General features: G+C 61.3%; 14 protein-coding genes. 6 read left to right on the top strand and 8 right to left on the bottom strand.

Going from position 1 to position 14,181, the window contains the following annotated elements; genetic code table 11:
* Window positions 1-5: 5 nt before the first annotated feature.
* The 4 genes from AB7M33_RS27185 to ribBA all read right to left on the bottom strand — a co-directional run bounded on the left by AB7M33_RS27185 (window position 6) and on the right by ribBA (window position 4,231).
* Window positions 6-815 (bottom strand): ABC transporter permease, encoded by an 810-nt coding sequence (locus AB7M33_RS27185; RefSeq protein WP_027593811.1) that lies wholly within the window; start codon window positions 813-815, stop codon window positions 6-8.
* A gap of 6 nt (window positions 816-821) precedes the next feature.
* Window positions 822-1,739: an ABC transporter permease gene (locus AB7M33_RS27180; protein WP_454244113.1), complete on the bottom strand. Its 918-nt coding sequence runs from the start codon at window positions 1,737-1,739 to the stop codon at window positions 822-824.
* On the bottom strand, window positions 1,736-2,761 hold the full coding sequence (locus tag AB7M33_RS27175; protein WP_099429850.1) for a polyamine ABC transporter substrate-binding protein: 1,026 nt from the start codon (window positions 2,759-2,761) through the stop codon (window positions 1,736-1,738). Before AB7M33_RS27175 ends, AB7M33_RS27180 begins: the two co-directional genes overlap by 4 nt.
* A 348-nt stretch (window positions 2,762-3,109) precedes the next feature.
* Window positions 3,110-4,231 carry a bifunctional 3,4-dihydroxy-2-butanone-4-phosphate synthase/GTP cyclohydrolase II gene (gene ribBA / locus AB7M33_RS27170; RefSeq protein ID WP_275750454.1) on the bottom strand — a complete coding sequence of 374 codons (1,122 nt, stop codon included), beginning with the start codon at window positions 4,229-4,231 and terminating at the stop codon, window positions 3,110-3,112.
* Between the two features lie 78 nt (window positions 4,232-4,309).
* Between ribBA and AB7M33_RS27165 the strand changes: the two genes are divergently transcribed.
* Complete coding sequence (locus AB7M33_RS27165) at window positions 4,310-4,603, top strand: DUF1330 domain-containing protein (RefSeq protein ID WP_027593807.1); 294 nt, start codon at window positions 4,310-4,312, stop codon at window positions 4,601-4,603.
* Window positions 4,604-4,625: 22 nt separating this feature from the next.
* Here the strand turns inward: AB7M33_RS27165 and AB7M33_RS27160 are convergent, their stop codons facing one another.
* Window positions 4,626-5,348: a pirin family protein gene (locus AB7M33_RS27160; protein WP_027593806.1), complete on the bottom strand. Its 723-nt coding sequence runs from the start codon at window positions 5,346-5,348 to the stop codon at window positions 4,626-4,628.
* Window positions 5,349-5,594: 246 nt separating this feature from the next.
* Between AB7M33_RS27160 and AB7M33_RS27155 the strand changes: the two genes are divergently transcribed.
* Both AB7M33_RS27155 and AB7M33_RS27150 read left to right on the top strand, forming a co-directional pair.
* Window positions 5,595-6,992 (top strand): PAAR domain-containing protein, encoded by a 1,398-nt coding sequence (locus AB7M33_RS27155; RefSeq protein WP_454244112.1) that lies wholly within the window; start codon window positions 5,595-5,597, stop codon window positions 6,990-6,992.
* Complete coding sequence (locus AB7M33_RS27150) at window positions 6,985-7,383, top strand: hypothetical protein (protein WP_143491068.1); 399 nt, start codon at window positions 6,985-6,987, stop codon at window positions 7,381-7,383. Before AB7M33_RS27155 ends, AB7M33_RS27150 begins: the two co-directional genes overlap by 8 nt.
* 40 nt (window positions 7,384-7,423) lie before the next feature.
* On the opposite strand, the gene AB7M33_RS27145 is transcribed toward AB7M33_RS27150, so the two are convergent.
* A complete protein-coding gene (locus AB7M33_RS27145; protein WP_265967432.1) occupies window positions 7,424-8,443 on the bottom strand; it encodes an alpha/beta hydrolase in 1,020 nt (339 codons plus the stop codon).
* A gap of 146 nt (window positions 8,444-8,589) precedes the next feature.
* On the opposite strand from AB7M33_RS27145, the gene AB7M33_RS27140 reads away from it, so the two are divergent.
* A complete protein-coding gene (locus tag AB7M33_RS27140; protein ID WP_454244111.1) occupies window positions 8,590-9,474 on the top strand; it encodes a LysR family transcriptional regulator in 885 nt (294 codons plus the stop codon).
* A 121-nt stretch (window positions 9,475-9,595) separates the two neighbouring features.
* The gene (locus AB7M33_RS27135; RefSeq protein ID WP_454244110.1) at window positions 9,596-10,360 is read left to right on the top strand and encodes a hypothetical protein; all 765 of its coding nucleotides are present in this window, start codon (window positions 9,596-9,598) and stop codon (window positions 10,358-10,360) included.
* A 17-nt stretch (window positions 10,361-10,377) separates the two neighbouring features.
* Here the strand turns inward: AB7M33_RS27135 and AB7M33_RS27130 are convergent, their stop codons facing one another.
* Together AB7M33_RS27130 and AB7M33_RS27125 are read right to left on the bottom strand one after the other, a co-directional pair.
* The gene (locus tag AB7M33_RS27130; RefSeq protein WP_454244109.1) at window positions 10,378-10,779 is read right to left on the bottom strand and encodes a GFA family protein; all 402 of its coding nucleotides are present in this window, start codon (window positions 10,777-10,779) and stop codon (window positions 10,378-10,380) included.
* 98 nt (window positions 10,780-10,877) lie between these two features.
* On the bottom strand, window positions 10,878-11,501 hold the full coding sequence (locus AB7M33_RS27125; RefSeq protein WP_274887323.1) for a glutathione S-transferase family protein: 624 nt from the start codon (window positions 11,499-11,501) through the stop codon (window positions 10,878-10,880).
* Window positions 11,502-11,678: 177 nt separating this feature from the next.
* Here AB7M33_RS27125 and AB7M33_RS27120 point away from each other — a divergent pair, with 177 nt between their 5' ends.
* Entirely contained in the window at window positions 11,679-14,105 is a 2,427-nt protein-coding gene (locus tag AB7M33_RS27120; protein WP_454244108.1) for a TonB-dependent siderophore receptor, read from the top strand.
* Window positions 14,106-14,181 lie beyond the last annotated feature (76 nt).

The following is a 14,181-nucleotide window of genomic DNA, read 5'->3' as shown; positions in this document are numbered from 1 at the left end:
GGCGCTCAGGCGTTGACTTCGGTGCGCCGGCGCAAAGCGGCGGCAATGACCATCACAAGCAGGGACAGGCCGATCAGCAGCGTCGAGGCGACGGCGATCACCGGGCTCAGGTCCTGGCGCAGGGTGGTCCACATCTTCACGGGCAGGGTCTGCAGGTCGGGGCTGGCCATCATCACGCTGAGCACCACTTCATCCCACGAGACGAGGAAGGCGAACAGGCCGCCGGCGATCATGCCCGGGCGAATGGCCGGGAAGGTCACCTTGAAAATCGCCTGCAGGCGCGAGGCGCCGCAGATGACCGCGGCATCTTCGATCGACTGGTCGAACAGCTTCAGCGAGTTGATGATCGAGATAATGGTGAAGGGCAGGGCGACGATCACGTGGCTGACCACGAACGCGAACAGCGTGCCGGTGTAGCCCAGTTTGAGAAACAGCGCATACACCGCGACGGCGATGATCACCAGCGGCACGATCATCGGCATGGTGAACAGGCCGTAGAGCATCTCACGGCCGGGGAAGCGGCCGCGCACCAGGGCAAACGCCGTCGGCAGGCCCAGCAGCACTGCGGCAACAGTGGTCAGCACGGCGACCTTGAGGCTGGCCAGGGCGGCATCCATCCACTCCGGGTTAGAGAAGAACTGGCCGTACCACTTGAAGGTCCAGCCCGGCGGTGGGAACACCAGCCACTGCGAAGAGCCGAACGACAGCAGCACGATGAACACCACCGGCAGCAGCAGGAAGGCCGCGATGACCCCGGTGGTCAGGTACAGGCCCGTACGCAGCGGGCGGCCCATGGCATTGGGTGACAGGAGCATGGCGGATTACCTCGCGTTGCCGACCGGGGATTCCGGCTGCAGCTTCAGGTACAGGTAGAAGAGCACCAAGGTGATCACCACCAGCAGTGCGGCGGCGGCGCTGGCCAGGCCCCAGTTGAGGAACGACTGCACCTGTTGAATGATGAATTCGGGCAGCATCATGTTCTGCGCACCACCGAGCAGGGCCGGCGTAACGTAGTAACCGAGCGACATGACGAACACCATCAACGCCCCCGAGAACAGCCCCGAGCGGCACAGCGGCAGGAACACCTTCCAGAAGTTGGTCCACGGGCTGGCCCCGCAAATCGACCCGGCTTGCAGCACCATCGGGTCGATGGCGTGCATGGTCGCCTGCAGCGGCAGTACGATGAACGGGATCATGATGTAGCTCATGCCGATCACCACGCCGGTGAGGTTGTGCACCATCTCCAGCGGGGTATCGATGATGCCCATGGCCATCAACGCCTTGTTGATCACACCCGAGCTTTGCAGCAGCACCAGCCACGAGTAGGTGCGCGCCAGCAGGCTGGTCCACATCGACAGCAGCACGATGTTCAGCAACCAGCGGCCCCAGCCGTTAGGCACCAGGGTGATCGCCCAGGCCAGCGGGAAGCCCAGCAGCACACTGATCAGGGTCACCACGCCTGCCACCGAGAAGGTGTTGAACAGCACCCGCGCATAAGCCGAGTTGGCGAACAACTGCTCGTAGTTGCCAAGGCCTGGCACTGGCTCCAGCACGCCGCGCAGCAACAGGCCGATCAGCGGGGCGAAGAAGAACAGACCAAGGAACAGCAGGGCAGGCAGCAGGTTGCGGCTGCCTTTCCAGCGCTGGCCCAGGCTCACACGGCGGGGGGCCGTTCTCGGGGCGCCGGCGCCCGTGGGGGCACCTTGCGCGTTGTGCAGGGCGTTGATGGCGACTTTCATTTGACCAACCACTCATTCCAGCGTGCGGCGATGGCCTGGCCGTTTTTCGCCCAGTAGGCAAAGTCCAGTGTCACCTGGTCCTGGGCATAGGCGGTCGGCAGATTAGGCGCCAGGTCGGCTTTGAGCTTGGGCACGCTGTCCAGGTTGACCGGCGCGTAAGCGGTCAGGTTGGCGAACTCGGCCTGGCCTTCGGGGCTGCTGGCGTTGGCCAGGAACTTCATGGCCGCGTCCTTGTTCTTGGCACCCTTGGGGATGACCAGGAAGTCGGCCATGACCAGGTTCTGCTTCCAGCTCACGCCCACCGGTGCACCGTCTTGCTGCAAGGCATACACGCGGCCGTTCCAGAACTGGCCGAGCGAGGCTTCACCAGAGGCCAGCAGTTGCTGCGACTGCGCGCCGCCACCCCACCAGACGATGTCTTTCTTGATGGTGTCGAGCTTTTTGAAAGCGCGGTCCAGGTCCAGCGGGTAGAGCTTGTCGGCGGGCACGCCGTCGGCCAGCAGCGCCAGTTCCAGCACGCCAGGGCTCGGCCATTTGTACAGGGCGCGCTTGCCGGGGTAGGTCTTGGTGTCGAACAACGAGGTCCAGTCAACCGGCTTGTTGGCACCCAGCTTGCCTTCGTTGTAACCGAGCACGAACGAGAAGAAGAACGAGCCGACGCCATGGTCGGACACGAAGCGCGGGTCGATACGGTCTTTTTTGACGGTGTTGAAATCCAGCGGCTCGAGCAGGCCTTCACTGGCGGCGCGCAGGGCGAAGTCGGCTTCGACGTCGACCACGTCCCACTGCACGTTGCCGCTTTCGACCATGGCCTTGAGCTTGCCGTAGTCGGTAGGACCGTCTTGGACGACTTTGATGTTGGTCGCTTTGGAGAAGGGTACGGCCCATGCTTCTTTCTGGGCGTCCTGGGTGGTACCGCCCCAACTGACGAAGTTCAGGCTGTCAGCGGCCTGCGTGGCCTGACACGCCAGGGTCAGCAGGCTGGCGGACAGCACTGCGGTTACACGTTTGCTCAACAGCATGGTTACGCCCTCGTTGCTTTTGTTATTCGAGGCGGGGCTTTTTGGTGCGCCCGCCAACAGTATTCGGGGAGCAGCTAAAACAAAGTGTCGGTGGCCGATTGTGAGTGTAGGTGCCGGCCTGCACATTTAAGGTCTACGGGATATCATATTATGGTATTCCAAACTTTTGGCAAGAGGCGGAGGCGACCGGCCATCACTCCAACCTTTCCAACCATCGCCTCCACGTTTTGTAGGCGCAGCCTTGTGCTGCGAAGAGGCCGGTGCAAACAGGACCCTTCTCTGGGTAAGTACCGGCCTCTTCGCAGCACAAGGCTGCTCCTACACGGCGTGAGCGTTAGGGCAGAGGTTTCAGCTAGCCATCTCTGGCTCGAACGGTATGCTCTGCACCACCTCCAGCTCATACCCTGCCAACCCCGCATACTTGAGCGGCGGCCCTAGGTGGCGCAGCTTGCCTACGCCCAGGTCCTGCAAAATCTGTGCACCGGTGCCGACTTCCGAATACACCTTCGACTGCCCGCGCTGGTAAGGCCGCACCGGCTGGGTCAGCTGCGGAACGCGTTCGAGCAACGCCTGCGAAGATTCATGGTTGGCCAGGATCACCACCACGCCGGTGCCTTCTTCGGCGACCTTCTGCAGCGCCGCCCACAGTGTCCAGTTGGCCGGGCCGGCGTATTCGGCGCCGACCAGGTCGCGCAGCGGGTCGATCACATGCACGCGCACCAGCGTCGGTTGCTCGCGGCGGATGTCGCCCATGACCATGGCCATGTGCACGCCACCTTCGATGCGGTCTTCGTAGGTGACCAGGCGGAAGGTGCCGTGCACGGTGGGCAATTCGCGCTCGCCGATGCGCTTGATGGTCTGCTCGGTGCTCAGGCGGTAGTGGATCAAATCGGCAATGGTGCCGATCTTGATGCCGTGCCTGGCGGCGAACACTTCCAGGTCCGGGCGGCGCGCCATGGTGCCGTCGTCATTGAGCACTTCGACGATCACCGAGGCGGCTGTGAAACCGGCCAGGCGCGCCAGGTCGCAGCCCGCTTCGGTGTGGCCGGCGCGGGTCAGCACGCCGCCTTCGCGGGCGCGCAGGGGGAAGATATGCCCAGGCTGCACCAGGTCTTCCGGGCGCGCGTTCGGCGCCATGGCCGCTGCCACGGTGCGCGCACGATCGGCAGCGGAAATACCGGTAGTGACGCCAGTGGCGGCCTCGATCGAAACGGTGAAGGCGGTGCTGAACACGCTGCCGTTGGCCGGTACCATCTGCTCCAGGCCCAGGCGCTGGCAATGATCGTCGGTCAGCGTCAGGCAGATCAGGCCACGCGCTTCGCGGGCCATGAAGTTGATGGCCTGGGCGTCACAGCGCTCGGCGGCGATCAGCAGGTCGCCTTCGTTTTCCCGGTCCTCATCGTCCACCAGCAGGACCATCTTGCCTTGCCGGTAGTCCTCGAGAAGTTCTTCGATGCTGTTGAAAGCCATGCTGCACGCTCGCTGTGGTGGGGTGATTTTTATGGTATACCATCATACACAAATACTTTTGCAACAGGAGAGCAGCGGATGAAAGCGTATTGGATCGCCCACGTGGATGTGACCGACCCCGAGCAATACCAGCAATACACCCAGCGCGCGCCCGCTGCCTTCGCCGCATTCGGTGGGCGGTTTCTGGCGCGGGGCGGGCGTAGCGAGGCGATGGAAGGGCGGCCGACGCCGCAGCGCAGCGTGGTGATCGAGTTCGACTCTTACGAGCAGGCGGTGGCCTGTTATCAGTCGGCGCTTTATCAGGAGGCCTGCAGCCACCGCCAAGGTGTGGCGAAGGCTGAAGTGATCATCGTCGAAGGGTTCGAGCCCTGAGGTGATCAGGGCCGGCATCGGTTTACGGCATGCCTGGCAACTCATGGGGGCGCAAGTCGAACACCAGGACCTCTGCATCCTGGCCATTGCCAAGTTGCAGCAACTGCTCCTGGCGCACCCGAACGCCATCGCCCTCATTCAGCACCTGCCCATTGAGCTCGATGCTGCCTCGCGCCACATGCACGTAGCCGTGCCGATCCTGCGGCAAGGTCAGGCTCGCCCGCTCTGCACCGTCGAACAACCCGGCGTACACCCGCGCATTCTGGCGCACCTGCAATGAACCTTCGGCACCATCCGGGGAGATGATCAGCCGCAATTTGCCGCGTTTTTCCTCGGCACTGAAGTGCTGCTGCTGGTAACGCGGCGTTGCGCCCTGGACGTTAGGCACGATCCAGATCTGCAGGAAGTGCACTGGCTGCGCCTGGCTGTGGTTGAACTCGCTGTGAGCCACACCGTGCCCGGCACTCATCAGTTGCACGTCGCCGGGGCGGATCACCGAGCCGGTGCCCAAGGTGTCCTTGTGCTCCAGCGCACCTTCGAGCACATACGAAAAGATTTCCATGTCTCGGTGCGGGTGCTCGCCAAAGCCCTTGCCAGCGATGACGCGATCGTCGTTGATCACCAGCAGGTCCGAGAAGCCTTGTTCGTCGGGGTTGCGGTAGTGGCCGAAAGAGAAGGTGTGAAAGGATTTCAGCCAGCCATGAAAGGCCAGGCCGCGGTCTTGGGCGTTACGGACGGTGAGCATGGGGAGTTCTCCTTGAATGCCGGGGCCGAAAGGGCTGCCGCGCAGTTGATGGAGACACTTTACTGTCACTTCAAAATAGGAAAAATAGAGGTGTGCAAGTATCATTGTCACTTTTAATTTGACAAATAAATGGATCTTTCTACGAGTTTGCCGTGAATGTCGTAGGAGTATTCTGATTCTTTCTCGGCTAGGATTCTGCGCGCTATGCCGGTGTTAGCTTCCCGTTTTCTACTGAGGAAACGGTACATGACGCGCATATCGATACATGGCAAAGGACAGGCATTTGACGGGGATTTCACCACCACAGGTGCAGTATGTGTCGCCAGCAATACAAATTATCGAGGGAACAACCAGATCGCGCTACGCCTGGGAGATGTCACGACTGAGTGTCCGAAATGTAAAAAGCCAGGCGTCATTGTCGAGGGCGTCCCTTTCTTCATCATCAAAGGTAGCCCTGCCGTCGTGGATGGTGCGCTGGTACAGTGCGACTGCCCCAGCGGCAGCAACCGGGTCCTGGCACAGTCTGCCCTGAACGGGGTTGGCATCCGCTCCAGCCACACTTCCTCGCCCGTTCCGGCCGCCCGGTCTTCAACTTCCTCATCGGGGCAAACACCTGCCCAGTCATACAACACATCGGTAGTCGATTCTGCCACTGTACTGGAGCCGGGCTTTCATATTGTTCAACGCAGTATGTCATTCGAACAAGTGCTCAAGAGCCTGGGCGAAACGAACAAGCCATTACCTGTTTCGTTACTCCAGCGCTTGAACCCCACGTTTACACAAGGCTTTAAAGCCGGTGAGATTTTCGTACTCGGCAGTACGAGCAGCGGCGTTTCCTGCAGTCCCATGGAAGCAGAGCTGATGATGGTGGCAGAGAAGGCGAGGGAATCGCTGGCCGTTCTTTCCGATGAGGAAGCCAACTTCATGATGAGCCATATCGGCGAGATCGCTGGAGTTCTCAGTGGGGCGAGCCTGTCGATGGGGGTGGGCAAGGACATGCTTGAGCGTGGCTTGGGGCAGGTCAAAGATACGCTGAAAGGGATTGAGGCTTTGCATCAGCAGCAGTTTGCATTGCATGGCCATTTGAAAAGTGCGGATTTTTTTGCGAAACGCAAAGAGCTTTACCAGCATCTGGGCGCTCAGTTACGCACAAGTTTCTTGAATAAAACATTGAATCTCGGTAGCTACGATACGCTTCGGCGTGATCTGGGGATCTCCACGAAAAGCCTGGTGCACCATTGGAAAAAAGCTGGCGTCCCGGGGCAAATTCCAGGGTATGCGACGCACCTTGATGAGGTGGCGAAGATGTCAAACTACTTGAAGTATGGTGGGTACGCAGCGATTGGGCTTGGGGCGGGTTCTTCCTTGTTGAAAGTCCAAGCGGCCTGCCGAGCAGGCGAAACCGAAGCGTGCAAGAAAATTCGTTTTACTGAGACCGGGAGCTTTGCCGGTGGATTAGTCGGTGGTGTTGCGGGCGGTAAGGTCGGATCTATTGCCGCAGCGGCTGTCTGTTCATTTGGTGTATACGGTAAGGCTATCTGCGGCATTGTGACGATTGGAGGTAGTTCCTACTTAGGCAGTAAGACCGGAGAGACATTTGGAGAGGGGATGATGGAATGGTCCTATGAGGTACTTCATGATTGACTTTTCATACCTGCCCACTGGCGTAAAAATTGCGTTAGGAGTAGTGCCTTTCACCCTTAGCATGGTGGGTATCGGCATGGGCTTTTACATCGCAGGTTCTCGTCACTTTAACGTGCTCTGCCGCACATTCAAGAATAGCAACGGGTTGGTCGATGATCTTAAGTACTGGAGCACAATCTCCATCAGAACAAGATCAATGGTGGTAAATCGTTTCACCTTAGCGGCTGTATGGCCGAATCTGGGTATTCGCCAAGGCTGGTTGAATGCCGAAGACTTTAGGAATTGCCCAGTCTATTTGAAGCGGCGCTTACAGGTATCGTTTTGGTGTTCCATTACCGGTTGTACTGGAATCGTCGCCGGTGGCACTTTGATTGAACTCGGCAGATTCTGATGCCCAGAAGACCCGCTCACGCGGGTCTTGTTCTATCTCACTATTGCAAATGCACCTTCAGCTCCCCAGCCGCCTGGCGCATCGCCGCTTTCACTTCAGGTACCTGGCTCAGCGGGTTCAATAACCCGTAGTCATGAATCATCCCGTTGTACCGCACCGCAGTCACCGTCACCCCCGCCGCATCCAGCTTGCGTGCATAGGCCTCGCCCTCATCACGCAACACATCGAACTCTGCGGTCTGCACCAGCGCTGGCGGCAGGCCTTTGAGCTGCTCGCTGCTGGCGCGCAGCGGCGAGGCGTAGATTTGCTCACGTGCCTTGGCGTCAGTGGTGTAGTTATTCCAGAACCACTTCATCATGCCGGTCGTGAGGAAGTGCCCCTCGGCGAACTGCTTGTACGAGCCGGTTTCGAAGCTGGCATCGGTCACCGGCCACAGCAGCAACTGGAAGCGCAGCTTAGGCGTACCGGCCTCCTTGGCCTTGAGCGCGACCACTGCGGCCATGTTGCCGCCGACGCTGTTGCCGGCCACGGCCAGGCGCTTGCCATCCACGCCGATCGCTTTGCCATGCTCGGCCACCCAGCGGGTGGCGGCATAAGCCTGGTTGATGGCAGTGGGGTAGTGCGCTTCAGGTGAAGGCGTGTAGTCCACGTACACCGCTACCGCGCCGGAACCGACCACCAGGTCGCGAATCAGCCGCTGGTGAGTCGGGAAATCGCCCAGTACCCAGCCGCCGCCGTGGAAGAACATGAACACCGGCAACTCACCCTTCACATTGGCCGGGCGGACAACTTGCAGCGTGATTGTCTCGCCGTTGGCCTGGATCGTGTGTGCTTTGACTTCGATGCCGGACAGGTCAACCTTGACCGACGATTGAGCGCCGGTCAGCACTGCACGCGCGTCCTTCGGCGCGAGCTGTTCCAGGGGCTTGCCACCACCCTTTTCCAGGGCTTCGAGGAAGGCCTGGGTGTGCTGCTCAACGCCTGGGCTGCCTGCTGCAAACGCAGTGGAAACGGAGAGGGCAAGGAGGCTAGTAGTGAGTGCCTTGTGGACAATGTTCATGTGCGAATCCTTTTCTATGCAAGTGTTTGAGGGGGGCGAATTGCCTGGCCTTAAGGGCCATCGCTGTGACTTGCGAGTAGATTAAGGAGATGCCTTCGTGGGAAAAAGCGGCTATAAAGCGTTTGACTGTCACCACGAGCGAGACAATGAACCCTTACGAAGACATGCGGATCTTCGCCCAGGTCATGGAAGCCGGTAGTTTCACCGCTGCGGCGGACCGTCTGGGCATGTCCAAGCAATCGGTCAGCCGGCGCCTGATGCAACTTGAAGAACGCCTGGGCGTGCGCCTGCTCAACCGCTCGACACGGCGCCTGGACGCCACTCCGCTGGGGCAGCACTATTACCAGTCGGCGTTGCGCTTGCTGGGCGAAGTGCAGCAGGTGGAGCACGACATCAGCGGCCAGGCCCAGGCCTTGCGCGGCACCTTGCGCCTGAGTGCGCCGCTGTCGTTCGCCATGGCCCACCTGGGGTGCCTGCTGACCGAATTTCTGCAGTTGCACCCGCAGGTGGATGTAGAAGTGGACCTCAGCGACCGGGCCGTGGACCTGATCGGCGAAGGCTATGACCTGGCCTTGCGCATTGGCGCGCTGGAGGACTCCAGCCTCATCGCGCGGCGTATTGCCGGTGTTGAACGGGTGTACTGCGCAAGCCCGGCCTATCTTGAGGCGCAGGGGGTGCCCGCATTCCCCGAGCAGTTGGCCCGGCATGACTGCCTGCCTTATGGGCATTCACGGCAGGTGCAGTGGCAGTTCAAACAGGGCGGCAAGACGCAGGCAATTGCGGTGGCGGGGCGGATGCGCGCCAACAATGGCGAAATGCTCAGGGATGCGGCGATAGCGGGGATGGGCGTGACGTACCTGCCAACGTTCATCGTTGGCCAGGCACTGACGGATGGCCGCTTGGTGACGTTGCTGGAAGACTGGACGCCGCCGGCGTTGCAGTTGTCGGCGGTGTATCCGCAGCATCGCCAGGTGGCGCGGGCGGTGCAAACCTTTGTCGGGTTCTTGCGGGAGCGGCTGGCGCAGTTGTGACGGGGCCAGCGCGTTCGCCGCTGGTGGGCTGAAGTGCAATTCGGCTAGCATGAGGCTCTGCCAAGCAACCCGCGCGCGACTGCGCAAGGCTTGATCCCTCCCTTCTGATCCGAACCTCTGCATGACTGCCTTCTACCTCAAACTACTCATGACACCCACCCTCATGCTGGCCATCTCGCTGGCGGGCAAACGTTGGGGTACGCAAATTGGCGGGCTGCTGTCGGGGCTGCCTGTCACCTCGGCGCTGGTGATGCTGTTTCTTAGCCTTGAACAGGGCGAGGTGTTCGCGTCGCAGGCCGTACCTGGGGCATTGGCTGGGGTGGCCGCCGTGCAAGCGACCTGTTTGTTCTACTACTGGGTGACCCAGCGCGTCAGTGCGTTTGTCGGCTGCATCGTAGCGCTGCTGTTCTTCGCTGTGGCCGCCTTGGCGACCAGCCACTTGGGCTGGGTGGCGCTGTCTGTCGTTGCCACGCTGTTACTGGTCGTCGCCATCGTCGTCGCTACCTCGCAACCGGCCCAGGCCAGTTCAGCGCGTTACGTGCCGATGCCGCGCTGGGTCATCCCGATGCGCATGATGACCGCCACCTTGTTGCTGTTGGTGATCACGGCCAGTGCAACGATGCTCGGGCCGGTGGTCAGTGGGATGCTGGCGCCGGTCCCGGTAATCGCCTGGCCGCTTGCAGTATTTGCTCACGTCCAGGGCGGGCGCCACGAGTTGGGCGCGATCGTGCGTGGCAATGCCATTGGCGCGGTGGGCGTGGTGGGCTTCTACCTGGCCCTGCAAAGTACGCTGTTGCAGTGGGGCGCAGTGCTGTCGATTTCGCTGGCGGTGTTGCTGGCGGTGGTTGTGACGTTCGTCTTGGCGAAGCTGTTGCAGCCACGCTAGAGCGTGCTGCAAGGCGCCTAGGCGCCAGGCGCACTGGGTTCGACAGGGGTGTACCAAGGCGCCTTGGCGTCGAGGTAAATGTGCTTTTGGCTGTGTGGCGTGAAGGGCGTGTCCAGTGTGGCCAGGGCCACCGATACCCAGTCGCTGAATTCACCCTCGGCGCGTGACCAGAACAGGTTCGAGCCACAGCGTGCGCAGAATTCGCGTTGTACCGAAGGCGAGGAGTGATAGGTGCTGATCGTGTCTGCGCCGGTCAGTACCTTGAGTGCGTTGCGGGGTACGCTGGCATAGCTTGCAAACGCCGCCCCGTGGCCTTTGCGGCACTGGCTGCAATGGCAATGGGTGAGCGCTTTGGGGGCTGTGAGCAGCTGATAGCTGACAGCGGCGCAAAGGCAGCTGCCGTGATAAGTGTGCGGCATGAGGGTAGTCCGTGGGCGGTGGGCACGTGGGCCGCTACGCAGCCCTTTTGATCAGTTCTGCCAGGGCGGCGCAGCGGTCGAGTGTGGCAGCAGTGCGCTCAGGGGGTGCCGTTTCTGCCATGCAGGCAAAACGCCCGGCGCTTGCTCAAGCGTTCGTAATACGCCCTGACGGCTGGCAAATCAGGGTGCTCGAAAGGCGTCTCGAACCACCGGTTGACCGAAAGGCCGATGGGGATGTCAGCCAGGGTGAACATGTCGCCGGCCACATACGCACCGGTGGCGGCGAGCTGCCGATCGAGGATCTGCATGTAGCGAGACCATTCGGCACGGCCGGCGGCCAGCGCCTGCGGGTCCTGATGGGCGGGTGAATGCCTGACCAGCGACATGAAGGTGTAGCTCCAGGACCTGTTGAGGTCTGAAGCCTGCCAGTCGATCCATTGATCGATACCTGCCCGTGCTTTTGCCTCGGTCGGGTACACCGAGGCGTGGCCATAGCGCGTCGCCAGGTAACGGATGATGGAGTTGGATTCCCACAGGGTGAAGTCGCCATCCTGGATGACCGGGATCATGGCGTTGGGGTTAAGTGCCAAGAATTCGGGGGTGTCGGTGGCGGTGAAGCCTGCGCCCCAGTCCTCCCGTTCGAAGGGGATATCAAACTCGGCACAGGCCCAGAGGACTTTACGCACGTTGATCGAAGACGCTCTGCCCAATATCCGTAACATGGTATTCGTCCTTGCTTGTGGAAGGCTGATCGTCCGTCACGGCATGACCTCGGTCAAGGATTAACCGTGGGCGGTGGGCAGGGTTTTTCGTTCGTTAAAAATAATGCTGCAAGGCTGTCCCTTTTTTTCAGGCCGCCTGTCATTAGCGGTAGTAGAGAATAAAGGGAGCCTGTTTCAATGCCTGTCGTATTGCCTTGCCGCCCGCGTGCGGCGTCACTTCGTTCGCGTCCGTTGATGTACCTGGGTTTTGCCATCAGCCTGAGTGCCAACCTGTTGTCTTCGTCAGCCTGGGCCGACGACCTCGCGCGGCGTACTTACACCGTGCCCGCCGGCACGTTGGGCGCCGCACTGACCCGTTTCGCCCACCTCGCCGGGGTCAGCCTTTCACTCGATCCGGCGCTGGTCACTGGCCGGCAAAGCAGGGGGTTGTCAGGCAGTTACAGCGTTGACGAGGGCTTCATGCAGCTGCTTCAAGGCAGCGGCCTGCAGCTGCAATCAGTGGGTAACGGGGCGTTTACCCTGGTGCCTGTGGCGCAAGCGTCGGATGCGCTGGAGATCGCCCCGACCAGCATCGTCGGTGGCCATGTGGGTGCCAGCGACGCGCCGCCTTATGCCGGTGGCCAGGTCGCCCGCCAAGGGTCGCAAGGCCTGCTTGGCTCGCGCGACTTCATGGACACCCCGTTCAGCATGACCACCTACACCAGCGACCTGGTGAAGAACCAGCAGGCACGCACACTGGGTGACCTGATTGCCAGCGACCCCTCGGTGCGTGCGACCAACCCGGCAGGTGGGCGCTTCGAGCAGTTCACCATCCGCGGGTTCAGCTTGTTCAACAGCGATGTTTCCTACAATGGCCTGTTCGGCATCTTGCCGACCTACTCGATCGACATGGAGATGGCCGACCGGGTCGACATCATCAAGGGACCGAGCCAGTTGCTCAATGGTATTTCGCCGCGCGGCAGCGTGGGCGGCGGTATCAATGTGGTGCCAAAGCGGGCAGGTGATACGCCCATTACCGAGTTCACCGGCAGTTATGCCTCGGGCAGCCAGGCCGGCGGTGCGGTGGATGTCGGCCGCCGTTTTGGCGAGGGCGGGCAGTTCGGTATCCGCTTCAACGGCGTCAAGCAGGCCGGCGACACCGAGTGGGATCACCAGCGTGTCGAGCGGGACATGGCGGTGCTGGGCCTGGATTTTCGTGGCGAGCGGCTGCGCCTTTCGACCGACATCGGCCATACCGAGCGTGATACCGATGCCCCCCAGGAGCGTGTGCTGATTGGTGCCAACGCCAAGGTGCCGAGCGCCAATGATGTACACCACAACTACGCACAGGCCTGGAGCAAGGCGCGCACTAATGACACCTTCGGTGCCGTCAATGCCGAGTACGACATCAGCGACTCGCTGATGGCTTATGGCGCAGTCGGCGCGCGCAAGAGCAACCATGACTTCTTGCGCCACAACGTTTCGATCATCAACGATGCCGGGGACTTTACTGTTCAGCCGCGCGATTTCACCCGCGATGAAAGCGTGCGTACCGCCACGGCCGGTGTGCGCAACTGGTTCCATACCGGGCCGGTCAGCCACGAATTGAACCTGGCCGCCACGTACTTCTACATGGACTTCACCAACGGCGGCGCGCGCTATGCCTCCGCGCCCAGCAACCTCTACAACCCGGTGACCACGCCGACACCCGGCACCCCGACCCGGCTCGACCCCAAGGTTTACACCGAGAACCGGTTCAGCGGCGTCGCCCTGGCCGATACCCTTGGCTTTTTCGATGACCGCCTGCTGCTGACCTTGGGCGCCCGCTGGCAGCGGGTGCAGGTTGATGACTGGAGCGACGGCGTCAAAGGTGACACGGCCTACGACGAAGAAAAGGTGTCGCCATCGGCGGGCGTTCTGCTGAAGGTCAGCGAGCAGCTGTCGCTGTACGCCAACTACATGGAAGGCTTGAGCCAAGGCAAGATCGCGCCGTCGACGTCGGTCAACGAAGACCAGATCTTCCCGCCCTTCACCAGCCGGCAGGTGGAAGTCGGGGCGAAGTATGACCTGGGCAAGGTCGGCTTCACCGCCAGCGTGTTTCGCATACGCCAGCCCGCCTACGAAACCAATGCCACTACGCGGGTGTTCGGGCCCAATGGCAAGCGCGATAACCGAGGTGTGGAGCTCAGTGTGTTTGGCGAGCCGCTGGAGGGCGTCCGCCTGCTGGGCGGGGTGATGTACATCGACAGCGAACTGACCGATACCGTCGGCGGCGCCTTCGACGGCAACCGCGCACCGGCAACGCCCGAGTACAACGTCAATGTGGGGGCCGAATGGGATGTGCCGAGGGTAAACGGGCTGACCTTGACCGCACGGGGCATTCACTCGAGTTCGCAGTACCTGGACCAGAACAACAGCAAGCAGATCGACGGCTGGGAGCGTTTCGACCTGGGCGCCCGCTATGCCTTCAAGGTAGACGAGACCCAGGTCACGCTGCGTGCCAGTGTCGAGAACGTGCTGGACGACCGCTACTGGGCGTCGGCAGGGGCTTCGGACGACAGTGAGCCAGGGCTGACGCTGTCTACCCCAAGGACCTACCTGCTGTCGGCGACGCTGGGCTTCTGAGCCCAGGGTCAGAACTTCAACCTGTCGAGGCTGAGGGTGGCTATGCTCTGCTATCAGGGTACCGGTGTGGTCGCTT

It is taken from the genome of Pseudomonas sp. Y3 TE3536 (assembly GCF_053629175.1).
This window is presented reverse-complemented; position numbering and strand designations above follow the sequence as displayed.